21 protein-coding genes are annotated in these 21907 nt (G+C 67.8%); 8 read left to right on the forward strand and 13 right to left on the reverse strand.

Annotated features, from left to right (window positions below):
• The first annotated feature begins 90 nt into the window (after positions 1 to 90).
• The 8 genes from ureE (at position 91) to urtE (ending at position 8246) form a co-directional block, all read left to right on the forward strand.
• Positions 91 to 654, forward strand: coding sequence for an urease accessory protein UreE (gene ureE, locus AC3A5Z_RS05805; protein WP_487518408.1), 564 nt, complete (start codon positions 91 to 93; stop codon positions 652 to 654).
• Entirely contained in the window at positions 651 to 1295 is a 645-nt protein-coding gene (locus tag AC3A5Z_RS05810) for an urease accessory protein UreF (protein WP_487518409.1), read from the forward strand. Before ureE ends, AC3A5Z_RS05810 begins: the two co-directional genes overlap by 4 nt.
• Positions 1292 to 1942 carry an urease accessory protein UreG gene (gene ureG / locus AC3A5Z_RS05815; RefSeq protein ID WP_487518410.1) on the forward strand — a complete coding sequence of 217 codons (651 nt, stop codon included), beginning with the start codon at positions 1292 to 1294 and terminating at the stop codon, positions 1940 to 1942. The genes AC3A5Z_RS05810 and ureG overlap by 4 nt, the downstream gene beginning before the upstream one ends.
• Positions 1943 to 2238: 296 nt before the next feature.
• Positions 2239 to 3516 (forward strand): urea ABC transporter substrate-binding protein, encoded by a 1278-nt coding sequence (gene urtA, locus AC3A5Z_RS05820; RefSeq protein ID WP_444665875.1) that lies wholly within the window; start codon positions 2239 to 2241, stop codon positions 3514 to 3516.
• 48 nt (positions 3517 to 3564) lie between these two features.
• Positions 3565 to 5493: an urea ABC transporter permease subunit UrtB gene (gene urtB / locus AC3A5Z_RS05825; protein WP_487518411.1), complete on the forward strand. Its 1929-nt coding sequence runs from the start codon at positions 3565 to 3567 to the stop codon at positions 5491 to 5493.
• Positions 5494 to 5578: 85 nt separating this feature from the next.
• A complete protein-coding gene (gene urtC / locus AC3A5Z_RS05830) occupies positions 5579 to 6811 on the forward strand; it encodes an urea ABC transporter permease subunit UrtC (protein ID WP_487518412.1) in 1233 nt (410 codons plus the stop codon).
• Positions 6808 to 7551 carry an urea ABC transporter ATP-binding protein UrtD gene (gene urtD / locus AC3A5Z_RS05835; protein ID WP_107663677.1) on the forward strand — a complete coding sequence of 248 codons (744 nt, stop codon included), beginning with the start codon at positions 6808 to 6810 and terminating at the stop codon, positions 7549 to 7551. The genes urtC and urtD overlap by 4 nt, the downstream gene beginning before the upstream one ends.
• Positions 7551 to 8246: an urea ABC transporter ATP-binding subunit UrtE gene (urtE, locus tag AC3A5Z_RS05840; RefSeq protein WP_169310893.1), complete on the forward strand. Its 696-nt coding sequence runs from the start codon at positions 7551 to 7553 to the stop codon at positions 8244 to 8246. Before urtD ends, urtE begins: the two co-directional genes overlap by 1 nt.
• Before the next feature lie 58 nt (positions 8247 to 8304).
• Here urtE and AC3A5Z_RS05845 read toward each other — a convergent pair whose 3' ends face one another.
• The 13 genes from AC3A5Z_RS05845 to bchB form a co-directional block, all read right to left on the reverse strand.
• Positions 8305 to 8793, reverse strand: coding sequence for a c-type cytochrome (locus AC3A5Z_RS05845; RefSeq protein WP_487518413.1), 489 nt, complete (start codon positions 8791 to 8793; stop codon positions 8305 to 8307).
• Positions 8794 to 8896: 103 nt separating this feature from the next.
• Positions 8897 to 9331, reverse strand: coding sequence for a hypothetical protein (locus AC3A5Z_RS05850; RefSeq protein ID WP_487518414.1), 435 nt, complete (start codon positions 9329 to 9331; stop codon positions 8897 to 8899).
• Positions 9321 to 10157 carry a putative photosynthetic complex assembly protein PuhE gene (puhE, locus tag AC3A5Z_RS05855; protein ID WP_487518644.1) on the reverse strand — a complete coding sequence of 279 codons (837 nt, stop codon included), beginning with the start codon at positions 10155 to 10157 and terminating at the stop codon, positions 9321 to 9323. The genes AC3A5Z_RS05850 and puhE overlap by 11 nt, the downstream gene beginning before the upstream one ends.
• 61 nt (positions 10158 to 10218) lie before the next feature.
• On the reverse strand, positions 10219 to 11310 hold the full coding sequence (acsF, locus tag AC3A5Z_RS05860; protein ID WP_487518415.1) for a magnesium-protoporphyrin IX monomethyl ester (oxidative) cyclase: 1092 nt from the start codon (positions 11308 to 11310) through the stop codon (positions 10219 to 10221).
• The gene (locus AC3A5Z_RS05865; protein ID WP_107663673.1) at positions 11307 to 11603 is read right to left on the reverse strand and encodes a hypothetical protein; all 297 of its coding nucleotides are present in this window, start codon (positions 11601 to 11603) and stop codon (positions 11307 to 11309) included. The genes acsF and AC3A5Z_RS05865 overlap by 4 nt, the downstream gene beginning before the upstream one ends.
• Positions 11604 to 11625: 22 nt before the next feature.
• Complete coding sequence (gene puhC, locus AC3A5Z_RS05870) at positions 11626 to 12087, reverse strand: photosynthetic complex assembly protein PuhC (protein WP_487518416.1); 462 nt, start codon at positions 12085 to 12087, stop codon at positions 11626 to 11628.
• Positions 12088 to 12097: 10 nt separating this feature from the next.
• Positions 12098 to 12742: a photosynthetic complex putative assembly protein PuhB gene (puhB, locus tag AC3A5Z_RS05875; protein WP_487518417.1), complete on the reverse strand. Its 645-nt coding sequence runs from the start codon at positions 12740 to 12742 to the stop codon at positions 12098 to 12100.
• A gap of 61 nt (positions 12743 to 12803) precedes the next feature.
• Positions 12804 to 13583: a photosynthetic reaction center subunit H gene (gene puhA / locus AC3A5Z_RS05880; RefSeq protein WP_487518418.1), complete on the reverse strand. Its 780-nt coding sequence runs from the start codon at positions 13581 to 13583 to the stop codon at positions 12804 to 12806.
• Positions 13584 to 13600: 17 nt separating this feature from the next.
• On the reverse strand, positions 13601 to 15040 hold the full coding sequence (locus AC3A5Z_RS05885) for a PucC family protein (RefSeq protein WP_487518419.1): 1440 nt from the start codon (positions 15038 to 15040) through the stop codon (positions 13601 to 13603).
• Positions 15037 to 15705: a magnesium protoporphyrin IX methyltransferase gene (bchM, locus tag AC3A5Z_RS05890; protein WP_136792015.1), complete on the reverse strand. Its 669-nt coding sequence runs from the start codon at positions 15703 to 15705 to the stop codon at positions 15037 to 15039. Before bchM ends, AC3A5Z_RS05885 begins: the two co-directional genes overlap by 4 nt.
• A gap of 42 nt (positions 15706 to 15747) precedes the next feature.
• Positions 15748 to 16644 carry a ferredoxin:protochlorophyllide reductase (ATP-dependent) iron-sulfur ATP-binding protein gene (bchL, locus tag AC3A5Z_RS05895; RefSeq protein ID WP_107663667.1) on the reverse strand — a complete coding sequence of 299 codons (897 nt, stop codon included), beginning with the start codon at positions 16642 to 16644 and terminating at the stop codon, positions 15748 to 15750.
• A gap of 67 nt (positions 16645 to 16711) precedes the next feature.
• The gene (locus AC3A5Z_RS05900) at positions 16712 to 20302 is read right to left on the reverse strand and encodes a magnesium chelatase subunit H (RefSeq protein WP_487518420.1); all 3591 of its coding nucleotides are present in this window, start codon (positions 20300 to 20302) and stop codon (positions 16712 to 16714) included.
• Complete coding sequence (gene bchB, locus AC3A5Z_RS05905) at positions 20292 to 21866, reverse strand: ferredoxin:protochlorophyllide reductase (ATP-dependent) subunit B (RefSeq protein WP_487518421.1); 1575 nt, start codon at positions 21864 to 21866, stop codon at positions 20292 to 20294. Before bchB ends, AC3A5Z_RS05900 begins: the two co-directional genes overlap by 11 nt.
• Positions 21867 to 21907: the final 41 nt, after the last annotated feature.

Below are 21907 nucleotides of genomic sequence, written 5' to 3' on the forward strand. Positions count from 1 at the left end.
GGCCGCGCCGCTCATCACTCTGGTATCGTGCAGCCTGCCACGGCAGGGCTGCCGAATCGCTGACTTGCCTGACATCGAAAGGGCCCAACCATGACCGACCTTCCTTCTGCCCGCCGCCTGCTGCGCCATGGTGCCTGGGAGGGTGCCGCCGCCGCCCGCGTGCTGCTGGACTACGACGCCCGCTTCCTGCGCCGCAAACGGCTCGAGACCGAGGACGGGCAGGGCTTCCTGGTGGACCTGCCGGAGACGGTGAGCCTCGGCGAGGGCGACGCCTTCGAGTTGGAGGATGGCTCGCTGGTCGAGATCGGCGCGGCACCCGAGGAGGTGCTGGTGGTGACCGGCGCACTGACCCGCGCGGCCTGGCACATCGGCAACCGGCACACGCCCTGCCAGATCGAGGCCGATCGCCTGCTGATCAAGCGCGACCATGTGCTGGAAGGCATGCTGCGCGGGCTGGGGCTGACGGTGGCTGAGGCGGTCGAACCCTTCACCCCCGAGGGTGGCGCCTATGGCCACGGTCGCACCATGGGCCATGACCACGGGCCGGAGGCTGGCCATTCCCAAGGCGAGGGCCATTCGCATCCGCATGTCCACGTCCATGTCTCGCGCAAGGTGGAGGAGGACGACATCACCCCCGATGTCGACCCCGGATGAGCGCCGCACCTCCCGGCCTCCTGAGCCTCGTGCAATGGCTCTCCCCGGCCTTCCCGACCGGGGGCTTTGCCTATTCGCACGGGCTGGAATGGGCGATCTCGGCGGGCGAGGTCCGTGACGGCGCCTCGGTGGAACGCTGGCTCGGCGACGTGTTGCGCTTCGGCGCGGGGCGGACGGATGCGATCCTGCTGGCGCAGGCGCTGTGCGCCGATGCCGATCTGGGCGCGCTGACCGACATCGCCCGCGCGCTCGCGCCATCGGCGGAGCGGCTGCGCGAGACCGAGGAGCAGGGCGCGGGCTTCGCCGCCGCCACCGCCGCGCTGACCGGGCTCGACCTTCTGCCGCGCCCGCTGCCCGTTGCCGTGGGGCAGGCGGCGCGCACGCTGGCGCTGCCGGTGCCGCAGGTGCTGGCGCTCTACCTGCACGCCTTTGCCGCCAATCTCGTCTCGGCGGCGGTGCGCTTCGTTCCCCTCGGGCAGACCGAGGGGCAGCGGGTGCTGGCGGCGCTGCATCCGCTGATCGACGCGCTGGCGCTGGAGGCCGCGACTGCGACGCTCGACGACCTCGCGACCTCCGCCCTGCGCGCCGATCTGGCGGCGATGCAGCATGAAACCATGGATGTAAGGATCTTTCGCACATGACGCAACACGGACCTCTTCGCGTCGGCATCGGCGGCCCGGTGGGCGCAGGCAAGACCACGCTGACGGAAAAGCTCTGCGCGGCGCTGGCCGACCGCTGCTCGATGGCGGTGATCACCAACGACATCTACACCCGCGAGGATGCCGATTTCCTGATGCGGGCGCAGGTGCTGCCCTCCGAGCGCATCCGGGGGGTGGAGACCGGCGGCTGCCCGCATACCGCGATCCGCGAGGATGCCTCGATCAACCTCGCGGCCATCGCCGATCTCCGGCGGCAGTTCGACGATCTGGACCTGATCCTGATCGAATCCGGCGGCGACAATCTGGCGGCGACCTTCAGCCCGGAACTGGCGGATCTGACGATCTACGTCATCGACACGGCGGCGGGGCAGGACATCCCGCGCAAGCGGGGCCCGGGCGTCACCCGCTCGGATCTGCTGGTGGTCAACAAGACCGACCTCGCGCCGCATGTCGGCGTCGATGTGGTGCTGCTGGAGGAGGATGCGAAGCGCGCCCGCGGCAGCCGGCCCTATGTCATGGGGCGGATGCGCGCGGGTGTGGGAATCGCGGAGATCGTCGCCTTCCTCGAGCGCGAGGGCGGCCTGCGTCTGGTTCCGGTCGCGGGGCAGAGCCAGCCGCAAACCGCCTGATCCGACCGCATCCCGCCGCATTTCGCGGCGGCTCACGCGCAATTGCCTAAAAAGTAAACTCCCGCTTCGGCCCGCCTGCCGCGCCGAACGCATCGCCTTGCCGCACCGTCACGCGCCACGTCTTCTGGCTGACGCGAAGGTCGCAAAGACCCGCGAAGACAACAGGTGTGCGGTGGCGAGCGATTGGAACTCCGTCACCACCGCACGGGGTGCAACATGGTTGCCGTCTCTGGATACAGGCCGCTTCCCGCGAAGGGAAGGCGCGCCCTAGGGGTGGCCGTTCGAGAGGGAAGTCCATGAACGGGTTGAGGGGAATGATCATCGGCGCGGGGGTCGGTCTGACGCTGACCGGCGCCGCCGCGGCGCAGGACACGGTGAAGGTCGGCGTCCTGCATTCGCTGTCGGGCACTATGGCGATTTCGGAGACGACGCTGAAGGACACGATGCTGATGCTGATCGCCGAGCAGAACGCCAAGGGCGGCGTGCTGGGCAAGCAGATCGAGGCCGTCGTGGTCGATCCGGCCTCGGATTGGCCGCTGTTTGCCGAAAAGGCGCGCGAGCTGCTGACCGTGTCGGATGTGGATGTGATGTTCGGCTGCTGGACGAGCGTCAGCCGGAAATCGGTGCTGCCGGTGATCGAGGAGTTGAACGGGCTCTTGTTCTATCCGGTGCAATACGAGGGCGAGGAATCCTCCAAGAATGTGTTCTACACCGGCGCCGCGCCGAACCAGCAGGCGATCCCGGCAACCGACTACTTCCTCGAGGAACTGGGCGTCGAGAAATTCGCGCTCTTGGGCACGGACTACGTCTATCCGCGCACCACGAACAACATCCTGGAAAGCTACCTGCAGCAGAAGGGCATCGCGAAGGAAGACATCTTCGTGAACTACACCCCCTTCGGCCATTCCGACTGGTCCAAGATCGTGGCCGACGTGGTGGCGCTGGGCGCGGATGGCAAGAAGGTCGGCGTGATCTCGACCATCAACGGCGACGCCAACATCGGCTTCTACAAGGAGCTGGCGGCGGCGGGCATCTCGGCCGATGACATCCCGGTCGTGGCCTTCTCTGTCGGCGAGGAAGAGCTTTCGGGCCTCGATACCTCGAACCTCGTCGGCCATCTGGCGGCGTGGAACTACTTCCAGTCGGCGGACGAGTCCGCCAATGACGAGTTCATCGCCAAGTGGAAGGAATTCGCCGGCGAGAACCGCGTGACCAACGACCCGATGGAAGCCCATGTGATCGGCTTCAACATGTGGGTGCAGGCGGTCGAGAAGGCGGGCACCACCGATGTCGACGCGGTGCGCGAGGCGATGTACGGGCTCGAAGTGCCGAACCTGACCGGCGGCACCGCCAAGATGCTGCCGAACCATCACCTCACGAAGCCGGTGCTGATCGGCGAGATCCAGGCCGATGGCCAGTTCGACATCGTCAGCCAGACCGAGCCGGTGGCCGGCGACGCCTGGACCGACTTCCTGCCGGAATCGGCGGTGCTCGAGGCCGATTGGGCCGAGCTCGACTGCGGCATGTACAACACCGAGACCAAGACCTGCGTGCAGATCAAGTCGAACTACTGATGCGGACGGGGGCGGTGCGCCGCCCCCCTCTCTCACGCCGGGGGCAGAATGCGGCTTTTCCTCACCATCCTTGCGGCGCTTTTCCTGGCGCTGCCCGCGGGCGCGCAGGGCACGCCCGCCGCGCAGATCCTTGCCGACAACCGCGCGCTGTTCGAGAAATCCTCGCGCCAGACCATCGGGCCGGTGATCGAGGCGCTGGCCTCCAGCGGCGATCCCGCAGCGGCGGCGATCCTCGCGGCCTGGGCCGACCGCGGGCTCGGCCTGCATGACGACGGCCGCTTCCTCCTGATCTCCGAGGCCGAGGCCGGCTGGGCGCTGCGCGACCTTTCGGGGGCCGAGGCGGGGCAGGCGGCCAAGGGCGAGATCAAGCAGCTGCGCCCCAATTCCGGGGTGCGCGGCCTGATCGCCACGGCGCTGGTGCAGTTCCAGCTCGCCGATCCCGATCCCGCGCGCCGCTCCGATGCGCTGGCCTCCATTGCCCGTGACCCATCGCCCGACCATCTCGAGCCGCTGCGCGCCGCCATGGCCAAGGCCGCCGATCCCGCCATGGTGCGGCTGGAGCGGCTGCTGACCCTGCGCTTCGATCCCGACTCTGCCGCCCGCGTCGCCGCGATCGAGAGCTTCGGCGCCGATCTCGGGCTCGACCTGCGCGCGGCGCTCAACCCGCTGGTGGCCACCCGCCGCATCGCCGTGGCAGGCGGGGCGCCCGAGGGGGAGAACCTCGCCGCCAGCCTCACCCCCGGCAAGGAAATCACCCGTGAGGCGGCCTACGACCTGCTCGTCACCGCCGACCTCGCTCCGGCCCGGCTGACCGAGGCCGACCAGCGCACGACGCTGATCGAGAACATCGACAACGGCAGTGTCGCGGGCATCCCCGTCGCCGCGCTCGACAACCGCGCCGAACGCGACCGCGCCTATACCGCGCTCGAGGCCGAGGGCCGCGCCCCCGCCGCCGCGACCGAGGACGAGGTGAGCGCCGCGCTCGCCGCCCACAGCTTCCACGACGTCTACGCCGAGCCCGACCCGGCGGTGACCGAGGCGGCAGAGGCGGCGCTCGCCCGGATCGGCCTCAAGGTCGGGGCGATGCAGGCCGCGGACCTCTCGCTCGACGCGCTGTCGCTGGCCTCGATCTACTTCCTCGCCGCCATCGGCCTCGCCATCACCTTCGGCGTGATGCGGGTGATCAACATGGCGCATGGCGAGTTCATCATGATGGGCGCCTATACCGGCTATGTCGTGCAGCAGGTCGTCGCCGACCGCACGCTGTCGATCCTGCTCGCCCTGCCGCTTGCCTTCCTCGTCACCTTCGCCGCGGGCGTGGCGATGGAGCGGCTGGTGATCCGCCATCTCTACAAGCGCCCGCTGGAAACCCTGCTCGCCACCTTCGGCATCTCCATCGCCCTGCAACAGCTGGCCAAGAACATCTTCGGCACCCAGGCCCGCCCGCTCACCTCGCCCGGCTGGCTCGACGGGGCGCTGGTGTTCAACGACGTGGTCTCGATCAGCTACATCCGCATCGCCATCTTCGCGCTGGCGCTGGTCTTCCTCGGCGTCTTCCTGTTCATCATGAAACGCACCCGGCTTGGTCTCGAAGTCCGCGCCGTGACGCAGAACCCCTCGATGGCCGCCTCCATGGGCATCAACCCCGACCGGATCAACATGCTGACCTTCGGCCTGGGCTCCGGCATCGCCGGGATCGCCGGCGTGGCCATCGGCCTCTTCGCCAAGGTCACCTCCGAGCTCGGCTCCGACTACATCGTGCAAAGCTTCATGACCGTGGTCGTGGGCGGGGTCGGCAATATCTGGGGCACGCTGGCGGGGGCCCTGATGATCGGCGGCATGCAGAAGGGGATCGAATGGCTGAACCCCTCGAACACGCTGGCGGCGCAGACCTACATGATCATCTTTATCATCATCTTCATCCAGTTCCGCCCCCGCGGCATCATCGCCCTCAAGGGCCGCGCGGCGGGGGATTGAAGATGATCCTTCCCCCTTCATCTTGGTCCAAATATCCCGGGGGGCGCGGGGAGCTGGCCCCCCGCTTCTCCGGCCGGAGCCTGCCATGACCCAAGGTTTCTTCGCGAAAAACCCCTCCGTCCTGATTTTCCTCGCCGCCCTCGCGCTCTTCACCCTCGCGGTGACGCTCTTGTCGCATGCCTATGGCGTCTCCTTCCTCTCCACCTCCTTCGTGAAGACGCTGGGCAAGACGCTCTGCCTCTGCCTGATCGCGCTGGCGATGGACCTGGTCTGGGGCTATGCGGGCATCCTCAGCCTCGGGCATTTCGCCTTCTTCGGCCTCGGCGGCTACATGATCGGCATGTGGCTGATGTATGCCCGCACCGAGGAGATCGTGGTGCAGGCGCTGTCGGGCGCGCCACTGCCGCCGACGCCGGAGGAGATCGTCTCGGGCATCGGCACCCAGATCTTCGGCGTGGTCGGCGGCTCCGAGATCCCCTGGGTCTGGAGCTTCGCCCACAGCCTGCCTTTGCAACTGATGCTGGTGGTACTGGTGCCGGGGCTCCTGGCGCTGGTCTTTGGCTGGCTCGCCTTCCGCAGCCGGGTGACGGGGGTCTATCTCTCGATCCTGACCCAGGCGATGACGCTGGCGCTGGCGCTCTATCTCTTCCAGAACGACTCGGGGCTGCGCGGCAACAACGGGCTCTCGGGCCTGCAGAACATGCCGGGACAGGGGGCGGTGACGCAGGACCAGCTCTCGGTCTGGTTCCTCTGGGCCTCGGCCCTGGCCTTGGGGCTCGGCTATCTGCTCTGCGCCTGGGTCGTTTCGGGCAAGTTCGGCTCGGTGATCCGGGCGATCCGCGACGACGAGCAGCGGGTGCGCTTCCTCGGCTATTCGGTCGAAAGCTACAAGCTGGCGGTCTTCACCCTCACGGCGATCATCGCCGCCATCGCGGGCGCGCTCTACTACCCGCAGGCCGGGATCATCAACCCGGCCGAGCTCGCGCCCATCGCCTCGATCTATCTCGCGGTCTGGGTCGCCATCGGCGGGCGCGGGCGGCTCTATGGCGCGGTGATCGGCGCGGCTTTCGTCTCGCTTCTCTCCTCCTGGTTCACCGGCGGGCGGGCGCCGAGCATCAACCTCGGCTTCTACACGGTGAACTGGGTCGACTGGTGGCTGATCCTGCTGGGGCTCGCCTTCGTGCTGGTGACGCTTTTCGCGCCGCAGGGCATCGGCGGACTGTTCGACCTCTGGCAAGGGACGAAACATCCCAAGCGCCGGGGCGCGCCGCTGGGGCCGGATGACGGCTCGTTCCAGGAGAAGGAGGCGGTGGAATGAGCGCGCTGCTCGAGGTTTCCGGCGTCTCCGTCACCTTCGACGGCTTCCGCGCCATAAACAACCTGTCCTTCAACATCGCCGCACAGGAGCTTCGCGCGATCATCGGGCCGAACGGCGCGGGCAAGACCACCTTCATGGATATCGTCACCGGCAAGACCCGGCCCGATGAGGGCAGCGTCACCTTCGGCGAGCGGTCGGTCTCGCTCTTGTCGCTGTCCGAGGCGCAGATCGCCCGGGCCGGGGTGGGGCGCAAGTTCCAGCGGCCCACAGTCTTCGAGGATCAGTCGGTGTTCGACAACCTGATGATGGCGCTGAAGAAGCCGCGCGGGCCGCTCGCCGTGCTGATGTTCCGCGCCTCGAAGGGCGATGCGCGCAAGGTGCGCGATCTGGCCGAGGAGGTGGGGCTGGGCGATCAGCTGGAGCGCAAGTCGGGCGAGCTCTCCCACGGCCAGAAGCAATGGCTGGAGATCGGCATGCTGCTGGCGCAGGAACCGCGGCTTCTGCTGGTGGACGAACCCGCCGCGGGCATGACGCTGGCCGAACGCGAGCATACGACCGCCCTTCTGGTCGAGATGGCGAAGACCCGCGCGGTGGTGGTGGTGGAGCATGACATGGATTTCGTCCGCCGCCTCGACTGCAAGGTGACGGTGCTGCACGAGGGGTCGGTGCTGGCCGAGGGCACGCTTGACCATGTGACGAAGAACCCTTCGGTAATCGAAGTCTATCTGGGGCGGGGCTGATGCTGAAGACCGAAGGACTGACTCTGCATTATGGCGGCAGCCAGATCCTCTACGGGATCGACATGGAGGCGCGGGCGGGCGAGGTGACCTGCATCATGGGCACCAACGGGGTGGGCAAGACCTCGCTCCTCAAGGCCATCGCCGGGACGCATCCGCGCTCGGGCGGGCGGGTGATCTTCGACGGCGAGGATCTGCCGGTCGTGAAGCCGCAGGGCATGGCGCGGCGCGGGCTGGGCGTGGTGCCGCAGGGCCGGATGATCTTTCCGCTGCTGACGGTGACCGAGAACCTGCACACCGGCTTCGCTACCCTGCCGCGCGGCGAGCATCGGGTGCCGGACGAGATCTACGACCTCTTCCCGGTGCTCAAGGACATGGGCCATCGCCGGGGCGGCGATCTTTCAGGCGGACAGCAGCAGCAGCTGGCCATTGCCCGGGCGATGATCATGAAGCCGAAGCTCCTGCTGCTGGACGAGCCGACCGAGGGGATCCAGCCCAACATCATCCAGCAGATCGGGCGGGTGATCTCGTACCTCCGCTCCAAGGGCGACATCGCCATCGTGCTGGTGGAACAGTATTTCGACTTCGCCTTCGATCTGGCGGACCGCTTCTATGTGCTGAAGCGCGGCACGGTCGAGGTGTCGGGCACCAAGGCCGAGCTGGGGCGCGAACGGATGCGGCAGGCGGTCTCGGTCTGAGCCACGGGAATGAAACAACCGGCGGGGGTGACCCGCCGGTGACTTCTGTTCGCAGCGTTCAGTTCGTGGTGGCTGCCGGAGCCGCGGGTGCGTCGGCCGCAGGAGCTGCGGCTTCGGTCGGGCCGGCGGAGAAGGTCGACAGGAACGCCCAGATGTTGTGGGCGTCTTCTTCCTTGCGGACCTTGTAGGTCATCTTGCCGCGCGCCTTGGGATCTTCGAGGTAGTCCTTTAGGAACTTGGTCGGGTCCTTGGTGTAGGCGGTGAACTCCTCTTCGTTCCAGACGAGGCCCTTCTCGCCGGCGGTCTTCATCGAGTCGCCGTAGCCCTTGAAGTCCGGAACCGAGCCTGCGGTGCGCCCGACGACGCCGTAGAGGTTCGGCCCGGTCTTGGCGGCGCGACCGGCGAGCACGTTGCCTGCATCATCCACCACCACGTGGCAGGTCTGGCACTGGCTGAACGCCTTTTCGCCGGCTGCCGGATCGCCTTCCTGGGCGAAGGCGGGGGCTGCGACGAAGGCGGAGATGACGGCGAGGGTACTAAGCTTCATGGGGGTCCTCCCTATTGCTGTAGAGTGTATAACGGTAGGCCAAGCGCGGCTCTTCACAAGGTCGGCATGGCGGTTCGGGGCGGGGGTCACGGCTGCATCCAACTCAGGCTGCGGCAGGGGCCAGCGCGGGGCGCTGCCAGAGCGGGGCCAGCCGTGCCGCGCGCGGGTGAAACCCGGCGCCGCGCTGAGGCTGAAAGGGGGCGGAGGGCTGCCGTCTGCTGCTCTGGAAGACGGTGGGGTCGTTGATCGGCAGAACATGTCTTCCCCAGTCACCCAGCAGGCCATCGCTGATCTGGCGGCGCCTGACGCGATCGCCGATCATCCCACGGATGATGCGGCTTTCCGGCGCCGGATGCGGACGGTCCAGACCGTCGAGCCGCGCCCGCGAGGGGGCAACCCGATCGGGCCGACTATGCCGCGTGCCTTCGGAAGCCTTGAGGTGACGGATTGCCGCAGTGGCGACGGAAAGGCGCCGCGCGTGCGTGACGCGGGCGCGCACCGCAGCGCTGCAGAGGCAGGCGGGGTTGTCAGAGTCCATGGGTGTTCTCATCGGTCAGGGCGGGCCGCGACAGGGCAGACTCGTGAGGCATGACGCGCGGCGCGGGCATCATCCAGCGCCACAGCTTCTGGTCCTGCAGGCGCAGCACCATGAACCAATGTTCCAGCAGCGCCAGCGCCGTCAGCGCCGCAAGCAGCCAGAAGCCGACCGATCGGCCCACATCCGCCGAGGCCAGCGCCCGTTCGACCCAGCAGCCGGTGGCGAAGGTCAGGAAGGTGACCGACAGCGGGAAGAGCCCGTTCATCCGCGACTGGCGGAAATAGGTCGAGATGTGCGAGATCGCCGAGGGCAGGAACTCGGTGTTGATGTGGGGCACGCCGAAGAACAGGTTCAGCTTGGCCGAGATCCGGGCGATGAACAGCACGAGGAAGGTCCAGAGCCCGAAAAGGTTGGCCGCCCCCTGCGCCTGCAGCGCCATGCCCGAGAGCACCACGATCAGCAGGCACTCGTGCCAGGCGATGGCGCCGATCGCCCGCAGGAAGCGCTCCCCCTCGCTGGCAAAACGCGGGCAGGGGGCGGTGTTGGGCCCGGTGATGACGCCGGAGAGAAACGCCAGCTCGATCCAGGCCCAGACCGAGAGCGCCGAGAGAAAGGCAAGATAGACCCCCCCCACGCTCATGTCGGTCAGCGTCTGCACATAGCCGAAGATCCCGCCGAACAGCAGCGGCAGCCCGAGGACCACCGAGGCCATATGCGCATCGGGCCCGCGATTGTCGGCATAGCGGACGCGCATCAGCAGGATGCCGGTGGAAAACCACCAGATGAACATCGCCGAAAGCGCAACGGCCCATGGGCTGGTGAAGATCACGCCTCGTCTCCTGCGGCGGTCGGGGCGGGAAAATCCCGCCCCCGGTGCTGTTCGCGTCTCAATAGACCGGCTCCATCCGCACGCTGTCGGGCAGGGTGCTCGTCTTGACCGGGATGGTGTAGAGCGACACGAAGGCCGTCAGCGCCTGCGCGCCCGCCACCATGCGCCGCGCCCAGCCCCGGATACCGCCCGAACGCTTCGCCTCGTCCATGGCGAGGAAGGCGCGGTTCATCCGGTTCAGCCCCGGAATCCAGCGTGGATGGTCGATGTCGAGCTCCACCGGGAAGATCTGCCGGGCGATGGCCGAGGTCTTGCGGTAGACCTCCTGATCATACCAGTCGATGTCCACCCCCAGCGCCTTGTGGAACTCGGGCCTCGCGTGGTCGCGCACCCACATCGTCGAATAGACCGCGGTCAGGAAGAAGCGGATCCAGAGCTTGTTCACCGTCGAGGTGGTGAGCTTGGGGTCGGTCTTCATCAGCAGGGCGAAGGCCTCGCCATGGCTGAACTCGTCGTTGCACCACTCCTTGAACCACTTGAAGATCGGGTGGAAGCGATGCTCGGGGTTCGCCTCGAGGTGGCGGTAGATGGTGATGTAGCGGGCGTAGCCGATCTTCTCCGACAGGTAGGTGGCGTAGTAGATGAATTTCGGCCGGAAATAGGTGTATTTCTTCGCCTTGGTCAGGAAGCCGAGGTTCACCGCCACCCCCGCCTCGCGCAGCGCGTCGTTGATGAAGCCCGCATGCCGCGCCTCGTCGCGCGCCATGTAGTTGAACAGCTCGCAGATGTCGGGGTTGTTCCCGCGCCGCTTCATCTCCTTGTAGAGCACGCAGCCCGAGAATTCGGCGGTGCAGGAGGAGACGAGGAAATCGATGAACTCCACCTTCAGGGCAGGGTCCATCCCCGCCCAATCCACCTTGTCCCAGGCGTCGGTCTTCTTGAAATGGCCTTTGTTCGGGTCGGACTTCATCTGCGCGATCAGCCGGTCCCATTCGGGCCGCACCGAGGAGACGTCGATCCGGTCCAGCTCGTCGAAGTCGGTGGTGTAGAACCGCGGATTGAGCAGCGTGGTCTCGGTCGCCATCGCCGTGGTGTCGGCCACGGCCTGGGCGGAAACCTCGGGGGCGATCTCTTGGGCGCGCGCGTTCACAGCTTCACCTCTTCGGAGAAGGAGAACTCGCAGAGCTCCATGAAATCGAAATCGCCGGTCAGCCGGGTCCAGAGCCGCTCCAGCGCGCTCGCCCGGGTGATGGTGGCCAGACGGTCCTCGACGATCACCTCGCCATAGGCGGCCAGCACCGGCGCGCCATGCACCAGCACCTCGTCGCCCGGATGGACCACCGCGCCGTTGTTGAAGCGCACATGCGCATGCAGGCTTTCGAACTTGTGACTGACCTCGACGGTGCAAGGCACCTCTTCCGCTACCCTTGTGAAAATTCCCATGGCTCGGTTCCCTTTGTTGGCATCAGTCGGCGAGCAGCCTTTCGAACGCGGCTTTGTTGTCATCGCCGAAGGCCTGAAGCTCCGCGCTCCAGCCCGTTGCGTCGTCATGCAGCGTAAGCCTGCCGTTCTCGTACTCTACCAACCGCACAGGGAGTTCCTGGTCCACCTTCGCCACGGTGCGGGCGCGCTGAAGGCCGTTCTGGATCACGGTGACGAAGCCGCCGTTCTCCGATTCAAACAACATGGAGCCATCTTCCGCGCGCACGGCCACCGCCTTGGCGCCGCGTCCCTCGAAGATGATGGTCCGTTCACTCACAATCGCCGCTGCCACCGGTTGACCGACATGTTCGCGATCGGTCACGACGGCATAGGTCACCACCAGAAGCGAGACGATCGCCAGCGCCAGCATCATGCGCAGCAGGCCCGGGGGGATCATCTCCTTGTCCTCGTTGCGCAGGGCGGGCTGTTTGGTGGTCTTTGTCATCTGATTTTCCTCACTCTGCCGGAACGGCGCCCTGCGGCGCTTGCGCAGCGGCGCGGGGGGCGACGGAGGGTACCGAAAGCCGGGCCTCGGCGGCATTGCTGAGGATGCGGGCGACGCGCTCGGCCTCGGGGATGCAGCGCAGCGCGGGCTCGACGTCGCGCAGATACCACGGGCGGACATGCGGCCAGCAGACGAGATAGGAAATTTTCGTGTCGCCGCCGATCTGCATCGCGATGGTGCCGGTGCCGTTGCGACGCTTGTCGAGGCTGGCCGACAGCAGCTGCTTGAAGGGCAGGTTGATCGTCACCGAGAGTGCCGCGCCGATGCGCAGGATTACGCGGGCGGTGGTGATGGTGTAGATGGCGGTCCGTGCCTGCCAATGGGCCAGAAGCACGATCAGACCGCAGGCGCAGAGCCCGATCACCGCATAGGGCAGGCCATAGGCCAGGGCCATCGGCGCGCCGCCGTCGGCATAGCCGGTTGAGGCGCGCCAGAGCACCACGAGCACGAAGTAGCAGGCGACCCAGGTCAGCTTGTAGGCTTCGCGCGCGAGGGGCAGCGTGGCGGGGCTGCCCTGCCAGAGCAGCGTTTCGCCCTTGGGCGGATGGGCGGGCAGGCCGGGAAGCGGCTCGAAGGCGAAATCGTCGTGGTCCATGTCGGGCGCTCCGTGCGGAAGGGGATGCGGCGCGGCCCCCTTGGAGGCCGCGCCGGAGAGGTCAGGCCAACTGGCCCGCCAGAGCCGACCAGCGGCTCTTGCGCTTCTCGGCCGAGTACATGATGCCGCCGGCGACATAGCCCGAGATCTTGTCTTCCTCGAGCAGCGTCACCTCGTCGGCCGACTTGTGCGTCGGGATGCCGACGAAGAGGTCCGAGGACAGCGAATTCACGTCGACCCGGCCCTGACGGACCAGCACCATCGGCATCGGCAGAAGGCGCTTGCCGCCGTTGTCCAGAGTGATCTCCAGATAGCGGATCAGCTGTTCGGGCACGTCGATGAACAGGTCGGTGACCTTGCCGACATATTCATGGTCGTTGGCGCGCACCGGCAGGCCGCGCGGGTCGCGCCCGGCCGAGACGACGAAGCCGCATTTCGACATCGGCACGATCTTGTTGTGGCCGTGGCCGTCGAGCTCGGGGATGTCGCGCCGCGCCACCCAGGAGGCCGGACCCACGCCATCCTTCATCGGATCGCCGGTCGGCACATGCGGGAAGCCTTCGGACACCGCGGTGCGGGCCATCGGGATCGGGCGATCCTCGCTCTCCGGGCCGGGGTAGGTGACCGAGCCGCGGCCGAAGGGGAGGAGGAAGGTCTTCGGCTTCGGCACCGGGAACAGGCCCTGGTTCGCGGCGACGGTCCCGTCCTCGTTCTCCAGCGGATAGCCTTCGCGCATGTTTTCGGTTTGCAGATAGTAGATCAGGGCGGCGAAGAAGCCCCAGAACAGCCAGATCGCGAGGCTTGCCAAGTCAAAGTCGCCAAAGAAAGTTACACCAACCATTGCAGGGTCCTCCGGTGTCAGGTGGGGAAGTCGGCGATGCCCATCTTGGAACCGCCGGCAAGTCTTTCGGGGTGAAGGATCGTGGTCCGCACCAGCGGGCCAAGCACGATGAGGGTCGCAAACAGCAGCCCGATCTCGAGGTGATAGACGAAGCTGTAGCCGAAGGCCGGGTCCTGCAGCGCGGAGCCGAGATGGCCCGCCATGGCCCAGTGGCCGATGCCGTCGCGCAGCGCGCCGCCGATGAAGATGGCAAGCCCCGCCGCGGTCGCCTGCGCCGCGCCCCAGGCGCCGAGCGCCAGCCCGGGCCCGGCGCGGCCGCCCGCGGGCATGGTCATCGCCGCGGTCAGCGTGGCGACCGAGAACAGCCCGCCGCCCATGCCGATGCAGCAGGCGCCGAGGTAGAACATCGGCTGCGACCCGGCGGGATAGGCGAAGATCACCAGCGCGAAGGCGGCGATGCCGATGAGGATGCCGCGCCCGGCCATGCGGATCGGGTCGAGCCCGCGGGCGAGCCAGCGCGCGGCGAGCCCGAAGCCCAGGAGCGCGCCCAGCGACCACATCGCCGTCAGCAGCGTGGTGGCCGAGACCGAGAGGCCCATGATCTCGCCGCCATAGGGCTCCAGCAGCACGTCCTGCATGTTGAAGGCCAGCGTCCCGGCGAAGACCACGGCCAGAAGCCGCCCCGCCGTGCCGCCCGACAGAAGGTCGCGCCAGGCGTCGCGGAAGCGCGGCCGCGGTTCGGCCCGCTCGGCCGCCGACATCGGGCGCACCTTCTCCTGCTTCCAGAGCGCGATGATGTTCAGCACCAGCGTGGCGATGCCGCAACCCTGCACCACGCGGATCAGCCGGATGTCGGAGAAATCGCGCAAGAGCCAGCCGACGACGAGCGAAGAGATCCCCATGCCAACGAGGAACATGACATAGAGCAGCGCCACCACGCGCGGCCGCGTCTCGTCCGTCGCGCGGTCCGAGGCGAGCGCCAGCCCGGCGGTCTGGGTCATGTGCATGCCGAGACCCGCCATCAGGAAGGCGAGGGCCGCCAGCAGCTCGCCCGCCCATGTCGGCCCGAAGGTCTGGTCACCGCCCAGCACGATCAGCGCGAAGGGCATGATCGCCAGCCCGCCCATCTGCCAGAGCGAACCGAACCAGAGATAGGGCACCCGCTTCCAACCGAGGGCGGAGCGGTAGGTGTCGCTGCGGTGGCCGAGAAGCGCGCGGAACGGGGCCGAAAGCACCGGCAACGCGATCATCAGCGCGACCACCGTGGCGGGCACCGACAGCTCGACGATCATCACCCGGTTCAGCGTGCCCAGAAGCAGCACCGTCGCCATGCCGACCGAAAGCTGGAACAGCGACAGCCGCAGGAGCTGACCGAGCGGCAGACCTTCCGAGGCCGCATCCGCGAAGGGAAGCGAGCGCATCGACAGTCTCTTGATCTGCTTCCGCCCCAGGATCATGGCCGGAACTCCAGGCACTCGGAGATGTAGAAGCCGCGCGAGACCCGACCGATCTTCACCAGCCTGCGCCCGGTCACCTCGTTCAGAGGCTTGAACGGGTGCGGGATCATGACCGGAGAGCGGTCGGATCGCGGGAACAGCTTTCCCATCCACCAAAACACCATCAGGAAAGGCGTTCTGGGCGCGACGGTAAAGACGACCGAATGCCGCGTGCGCGCGCCGAGCCGGTCGAGCGCGCGGGCGATATCCTCGTCGGTGTAATAGATCAGGCTGTCCATCGCGACGACGTAGTCGAACGACCCCAGTTCATCGGCCAGCATGTCGCCCGCATGGAAGCGCACGCGGTCCAGATGCTCGGGCGGCAGGCGCTTGCGGGCGATCTCCACCAGCTGAGGCGAGATGTCGACCGCCGTGACCTCGGCCCCCCGCGCGGCAAGCGCCGCCGTGGTCTGGCCCGCGCCGCAGCCCGCGTCCAGCACGCGCAGCCCGGTCAGGTCGCGCGGCAGCCGCCACAGCATCGTGTCGCGCATCATGTCGCGCCCCTCGCGCACCGTCTGCCGGATGCGGCTGACAGGGGCGGAGGAGGTCAGCCGCTCCCAGGTATGGGTCGCGGTACGGTCGAAATAGTGCTCGACGCGGTCGCGGGTGGTTGAGTAGTCGTTCATGGGATCTTCCTGAAGAACCGGAGGCAGCCGGCGGGGAAAGGCTCAGTCGAAACCCAGCAACTCGAAAATCTCACGGTCGGGCAGGGGATGCGGCGCGCTCGGGTCGGTGCCGGCCCAGAGCGTTTCCGCCAGCCGGACATATTCCTTGCGGACCTGCACCACGTCCTCGGCATCCTCCATCTCGAACAGCGTCTTCTTCTTCAGACGGCTGCGGCGGATGGCGTCGAGGTCGGGCATATGCGCCAGCCGGTTGAAGCCGACGGTCTTGCAATAGCGGTCCACCTCGTCGGTGTTCTTCGAGCGGTTGGCGACGCAGCCAGCCAGCCGGACCTTGTAGTTCACCGACTTGGCCTGCACCGCCGCGATGATGCGGTTCATCGCGTAGATGCTGTCGAAGTCGTTGGCGGTGACGATCAGCGCCCGGTCGGCATGTTGCAGCGGGGCGGCAAAGCCGCCGCAGACCACGTCGCCCAGCACGTCGAAGATCACCACATCGGTGTCGTCGAGCATGTGGTGCTGTTTCAGCAGTTTCACCGTCTGCCCCACCACATAGCCGCCGCAGCCGGTGCCCGCCGGAGGGCCGCCCGCCTCGACGCATTTCACCCCGTTGAAGCCCTCGAAGACGAAGTCCTCCGGGCGCAGTTCTTCGGCGTGGAAGTCGACCTCCTTCAGGATGTCGATCACCGTCGGCACCAGACGCCCGGTCAGGGTGAAGGTGCTGTCATGCTTGGGGTCGCAGCCGATCTGCAACACCCGCTTGCCCAGCATCGAGAAGGCCGCCGACAGGTTCGACGAGGTGGTCGACTTGCCGATCCCGCCCTTGCCATAGACCGAGAACACCTTGGCGCTGGTGATCTTCTCCTCGGGGTCGAGATGCACCTGCACCGACCCTTCGCCATCCTGACCGCGCAGCAGCGGTATTTCGTCTCTCGGGCTCATCTTGGGCCCCTTTCCTCTGTTTGCACCATCCCTGACAGGCAGGGCTTGCCGGGCCTCGGGCGCGCGCCTATTCGGCGGCGATCCCCTCGAGCCGGTCTTCCAACTCGTCCGCAGCCCCCTGCAGCGCCGCGAGCGTCGCGGCGTCGGGCTGCCAATAGTTACGGGCACTCGCTTCCAAGAGGCGTTCGGCCATGCGCACGCTCGCCTCGGGGTTCAGTTCGGCCAGCCGCTTGCGCATCGCCTCGTCTAGGACGAAGGTCTCGCTGAGGCGCTGGTAGACCCAGGGCTCCACCTGCTGCGTCGTGGCCGACCAGCCGAGCGTATTGGTCACCTGCGCCTCGATCTGCCGCACGCCCTCGGCGCCATGTTTCAAGAGCCCCTCGTAGAACTTCGGGTTCAGGCTGCGGGCGCGGGTCTCCAGCGCGATCTGGTCCTTCAGCGTGCGCACCGTGCCCGCGCCGCGGGTCTGGTCGCCGATGTAGACCGACGCCTCCACCCCCCGCGCGCGCTTCACCGCGCGGGCGATGCCGCCCAGCGTGTCGAAGTAGTGGTCGACCGTGGTGACCCCCAGCTCGACCGACTCGAGGTTCTGATAGGCCACGTCGACGGTCTTCAGCGACTTCTGCAGCAGCGCCGCGTTCTGCACCGGCTTGCCGGTGCGGCCATAGGCGAAGGACTTGCGCGCCTCGTAGGCGTCGGCCAGTTCGTCCTCCTCACCGAAGGCCGAGGAGCCGACCAGCACGTTGACGTTGGAGCCGTAGGCCCCTTCGGCGTTGGAGAAGACCCGAAGCGAGGCGGTCTCCATGTCCACCCCCATCTCCTCGGCATAGGCGAGGGCATGGGCGCGGATGAAGTTCTGCGACAGGGGCTCGTCCTCGGCATGGGCGGCCTTCCAAGCGGCCTCGGCCAGCATGCGGGTCTGCAAGGGCAGGAGGTCGCGGAAGATGCCCGAGAGCGTCATCACCACGTCGATGCGCGGACGGCCGAGCTCGGACAGCGGGATCAGGTCGGCCCCGGCCAGACGCCCGTAATGGTCGAAGCGCGGCTTCGCCCCCATCAACGCCAGCGCCTGGGCGATCGGGCCGCCGTCGGACTTGATGTTGTCGGAACCCCAGAGCACCAGCGCCACCGAGCGGGGCAGGGTGGGGTGCGCCTCAAGCAGCCGCTCGGCCTGCGCCGCACCATCGCGCAGGGCGAAGGCGGTGGGCATGCGGAATGGGTCGAAGGCGTGGATGTTGCGGCCGGTCGGCAGGATCTCGGGCGCGCGGATCAGGTCGCCCCCCGGCACCGGCAGCATGAAATGCCCGCCGAGCGCCTTGAGGATGCCGCGGATCTCGGTCTCGTCGCGCAACAGCGCCGCCACCTCGGCTCGGCGCTCCTCGGTCATCTCGGGCATCAGCGCAAGGTTTTCCTGCACCTGCTCTTCGGTCATCGGCCGGCCCACGACATGCAGCCCGTCGGTGATCAGCGACCCCTCCGTCTCCAGGAGCTTCAGCCACATCGTCTCGGGCTCCTGCCCGTCGAGGTTCACCGCGCGCGCCTGTTCCGCGATCAAGAGCTCCAGCTCGGCCCGCTCCGCCGCATCGGGCGCAAGCTGGCGCCAGCGCATCAGGCTGTCCTTCAGATCCTGCAGCCCGCGGTAGAGCCCGGCCTTGGCCAGGGGCGGCGTCAGATGGGTGACGGTGATCGCATTCGACCGGCGCTTGGCCAGCGAGGCCTCGGACGGGTTGTTGGCGGCGTAGAGATAGACGTTGGGCAGCGCGCCGATCAGCCGGTCGGGCCAGCAGCCGCCGCTCAAGCCCGATTGCTTGCCCGGCATGAACTCCAGCGCGCCATGCATGCCGAAATGCAGCAGCACATCCGCGCCGAAATCCTCGCGCAGCCAGCGGTAGAAGGTGCAGAAGGCATGGGTCGGGGCGAAGCCCTTCTCGAACAGCAGCCGCATCGGGTCGCCCTCGTAGCCGAAGACCGGCTGGATGCCGACGAAGACATTGCCCATCTGCTGCCCCAGCACATAGACCCCGCGCCCGTCCGACTGGATCCGCCCCGGCGCCGGGCCCCAGGCCTTCTCGACATCCAAGAGCCAGGGCGTGCGGGCGACGATGGTCTCGGCCGGAACATGCGCGGCGATGTTGGCGGGCTGGCCATACTGGCTCGAGGTGCCGCCCAGCACCGCGTCGCGCAGCGCCTGCACCGACTCGGGCGGGGTCAGGCTGTAGCCCTCTCGCGCCATGGCGTGCAGCACGTTGTAGAGGCTCTCGAAGACGCCGAGATAGGCGGCGGTGCCGACCGCGCCCGCGTTGGGCGGGAAGCCGTAGAGCACGACGGCCACCTTGCGCGCGGCCACTTCCGAGCGGCGCAGCAGCGCGAGGCGCAGGGTCTTCTCGGCCAGCACCTTTATCCGCTCGTGGCAGGGCGACATGGCGCGGGCGTCGGCGCCCACGACCTTCATGTGGCAGCCGCCGGGGCAGCCGTCGCAGCCGCCCATGTCATGCCGCCCGGCAAAGACGGTCGGGTTGGTCGCGCCGTCGATCTCGGGCAGGGCCACGAGCATCGTCGTCTCCACCGGGCCGAGCCCGCCGCCGGCGCGCGACCATTGGCCGAGGGTCTGGAACTCCAGCGGATGCGCGGCGATATAGGGCACGTCGAGCGCCGCCAGAGCCTCCACCGCCGCCGGGCTGTCGTTGTAGGCCGGCCCGCCGACAAGGCTGAAGCCGGTGAGCGAGACCATCGCGTCGATCTTCACCCCATGCACGTCGCGGAAGAAGGCGTCGATCGCCGGCCGCCCGTCGAGCCCGCCGGCGAAGGCCGGCAGCACGGCGATGCCCTTCTCCTCGAAAGCCGAGATCACCGCGTCGTAATGCGCGGTGTCGGAGGCGAGGATGTAGGAGCGAAGCATGAGAAGGCCCACCGTCGCCTTCGCGTCCTTCGGGCGCGGCATGTCGGCGGGGTCTGTGGTGATGCGGCTCTTCAGCTCGGGATGGTAGAGCCCGACCTCGGCGTAATCGACCGGCGGCTTGGCGGTGACCTTGTGCCAGGCCGCGTGCCTCGCATAGCGCGAGACCAGATAGCGGATCATCTGCTCAAGATTGTCGTCGGAGCCGCCGAGCCAGTATTGCATCGACAGGAACCAGGCCCGCAGGTCCTGCGCCTTGCCGGGGATGAACTTCAGCATCTTGGGCAGGGTGCGCAGCATCTTCATCTGCGACTCGCCATTGTTGGCCGACAGCTCCTTGTTGGAGCCGCGCAGCTTCTTCAACAGCGCCATCGGACCCGAGGCGGGTTTCGACATGTCGAGATCACCCATCCGCGTCAGCTTGACGATGGCCGGATCGGCGATCATGCCCACGAAGGCGTCGCAGCGGGCGGAAGCGGCCTGCAGCTCGGGGAGGATGGCGTTGATGTGCTCCTCGATGAACAGCAGGTTCGAGATCACCAGATCGGCGCCCTCGACCGCCGCCTTGGCCTCGGCCAGCGCAGCGGGGGTCTCGGCCCATTCGGCGGCGGCGTGGATCGACAGGCTGAGGCCGGGAAAGCTCGCCTGCAGCCGGGGCGCGACCCGGGCGGCGGGGCCCGCCGCATGGGCGTCGAGCGTGACGATGACCACGCTGTAGCCGGTCTTCGCCCCGGAACTCTGGATACTCACATCACCGCGCATAATGGGCCTTTGCCTCGTACAGGGTGTCGATGCTGATGCGGGACAGCCCCTTGTCAGCCGCGTATCTCTCGGTGTTGCGCCGCGCCTTGCCGCGCACGAAGAAGGGGATCTTCTTCAGCTCGGCCTCGGCGTCGCTCAGCCAGACGATGCTGGCGGGATCGGGGGCCCGGGTGTAGAGCGGGGCGGGGGGACCGTCCGCCTCGGGCATCGAGCCCTCGGCGGCCGGGGCGGATGCCTGCGGCACCGCCGCCACGGCCTTGCCGCCGTGGTGCGAGGCTCCGGCGGCGTCGTGGAACTCGAAATCCTCGCGGAACATGGTCAGGAGATGTTCCTCCAGCCCCATCACCAGCGGATGCACCCAGGTGTCGAACAGGACATTGGCGCCCTCGAAGCCCATCTGCGGCGAGTAGCGCGCGGGGAAATCCTGCACATGCACCGGGGCGGAGATCACGGCGCAGGGTATGCCGAGCCGCTTGGCCATGTGGCGCTCCATCTGCGTGCCGAGGATCAGCTCGGGCGCGAGCCCCTGGATCGCCTCCTCGACCTCGAGATAGTCGTCGGTGATCAGCGCCTCGAGCCCGTAGGACTTGGCCAGCGCCCGCATCGGTCGGGCGAATTCGCGGTTGTAGCAGCCCATGCCGACGACCTCGAAGCCGATCTCGTCGCGGGCGATGCGGGCGGCCGCCATGACATGGGTGGCGTCGCCGAAGAGGAAGACCCGCTTGCCGGTGAGATAGGTGCTGTCGACGGAGGCCGACCACCAGGGCTGGCGCAGCCGGCTCTCGTCGACGCTCGGGGGGAGCCCCGCCAGCGCCGCCACCTCGGCGATGAAGTCGCGCGTGGCGCCGGCGCCGATCGGCACCACCCTGGTGTAGGGCTGGCCCAGGGCCTTCTCGGCCCAGCGGGCGGCGCTTTCGCCGGTCTCGGGGTAGAGCAGCACGTTGAAATGCGCGGCCCCCATCCGGGCGATGTCATGCGGCGCGGCGCCGAGCGGGGCGCAGACATTCACCGCGACGCCGATCTCGCCCAGCAGCGCCGTGATCTCGGCCACGTCGTCGCGGTGGCGAAAGCCGAGGGCGGTGGCGCCGAGGAGGTTGCAGCTGACGGCCTCGGTCCGGGCCATGGGCTTTGCCAGCTTGCGGCAGATCTGCAGGAAGGTCTCGTCGGCGCCGAAGTTCTCCTTGCGCTGGTAGCTCGGCAGCTCCAGCGGGATCACCGGGACCGGCAGCTCCAGCGCCTCGGCGAGACCGCCGGTGTCGTCCTGGATCAGCTCGGCGGTGCAGGAGGCGCCGACAAGGATCGCCTCGGGACGGAAGCGGTCATAGGCCTCCTTGCAGGCGGTCTTGAACAGATGCGCCGTGTCGGAGCCGAGATCGCGGGCCTGGAAGGTGGTGTAGCTCACCGGCGGGCGGGCGTTGCGCCGCTCGATCATGGTGAAGAGGAGGTCGGCGTAGGTGTCGCCCTGCGGCGCGTGCAGCACGTAATGCAGGCCCTGCATCGCGGTGGCGACGCGCATCGCCCCGACATGGGTGGGGCCTTCGTAGGTCCAAAGTGTGAGCTTCATGTCCGACCCCGGGGGCTTCGCGCCCCCGGACCCCCGCGGGA

The sequence above is a fragment of the Cereibacter sp. Soil_C_27 genome, from assembly GCF_057657095.1.

What these genes read in the sequence shown, in the direction of transcription:
- AC3A5Z_RS05845 (WP_487518413.1), bottom strand. Translation starts at nt 8,793, where the DNA reads ATGAAGCTTAGTACCCTCGCCGTCATCTCCGCCTTCGTCGCAGCCCCC.
- puhB (WP_487518417.1), bottom strand. Translation starts at nt 12,742, where the DNA reads ATGGACCACGACGATTTCGCCTTCGAGCCGCTTCCCGGCCTGCCCGCC.
- bchL (WP_107663667.1), bottom strand. Translation starts at nt 16,644, where the DNA reads ATGAGCCCGAGAGACGAAATACCGCTGCTGCGCGGTCAGGATGGCGAA.
- puhA (WP_487518418.1), bottom strand. Translation starts at nt 13,583, where the DNA reads ATGGTTGGTGTAACTTTCTTTGGCGACTTTGACTTGGCAAGCCTCGCG.
- urtD (WP_107663677.1), top strand. Translation starts at nt 6,808, where the DNA reads ATGAGCGCGCTGCTCGAGGTTTCCGGCGTCTCCGTCACCTTCGACGGC.
- ureE (WP_487518408.1), top strand. Translation starts at nt 91, where the DNA reads ATGACCGACCTTCCTTCTGCCCGCCGCCTGCTGCGCCATGGTGCCTGG.
- AC3A5Z_RS05865 (WP_107663673.1), bottom strand. Translation starts at nt 11,603, where the DNA reads ATGGGAATTTTCACAAGGGTAGCGGAAGAGGTGCCTTGCACCGTCGAG.
- AC3A5Z_RS05885 (WP_487518419.1), bottom strand. Translation starts at nt 15,040, where the DNA reads ATGATCCTGGGGCGGAAGCAGATCAAGAGACTGTCGATGCGCTCGCTT.
- urtC (WP_487518412.1), top strand. Translation starts at nt 5,579, where the DNA reads ATGACCCAAGGTTTCTTCGCGAAAAACCCCTCCGTCCTGATTTTCCTC.
- AC3A5Z_RS05850 (WP_487518414.1), bottom strand. Translation starts at nt 9,331, where the DNA reads ATGGACTCTGACAACCCCGCCTGCCTCTGCAGCGCTGCGGTGCGCGCC.
- urtA (WP_444665875.1), top strand. Translation starts at nt 2,239, where the DNA reads ATGAACGGGTTGAGGGGAATGATCATCGGCGCGGGGGTCGGTCTGACG.
- bchM (WP_136792015.1), bottom strand. Translation starts at nt 15,705, where the DNA reads ATGAACGACTACTCAACCACCCGCGACCGCGTCGAGCACTATTTCGAC.
- urtB (WP_487518411.1), top strand. Translation starts at nt 3,565, where the DNA reads ATGCGGCTTTTCCTCACCATCCTTGCGGCGCTTTTCCTGGCGCTGCCC.
- AC3A5Z_RS05900 (WP_487518420.1), bottom strand. Translation starts at nt 20,302, where the DNA reads ATGCGCGGTGATGTGAGTATCCAGAGTTCCGGGGCGAAGACCGGCTAC.
- AC3A5Z_RS05810 (WP_487518409.1), top strand. Translation starts at nt 651, where the DNA reads ATGAGCGCCGCACCTCCCGGCCTCCTGAGCCTCGTGCAATGGCTCTCC.
- bchB (WP_487518421.1), bottom strand. Translation starts at nt 21,866, where the DNA reads ATGAAGCTCACACTTTGGACCTACGAAGGCCCCACCCATGTCGGGGCG.
- puhC (WP_487518416.1), bottom strand. Translation starts at nt 12,087, where the DNA reads ATGACAAAGACCACCAAACAGCCCGCCCTGCGCAACGAGGACAAGGAG.
- urtE (WP_169310893.1), top strand. Translation starts at nt 7,551, where the DNA reads ATGCTGAAGACCGAAGGACTGACTCTGCATTATGGCGGCAGCCAGATC.
- ureG (WP_487518410.1), top strand. Translation starts at nt 1,292, where the DNA reads ATGACGCAACACGGACCTCTTCGCGTCGGCATCGGCGGCCCGGTGGGC.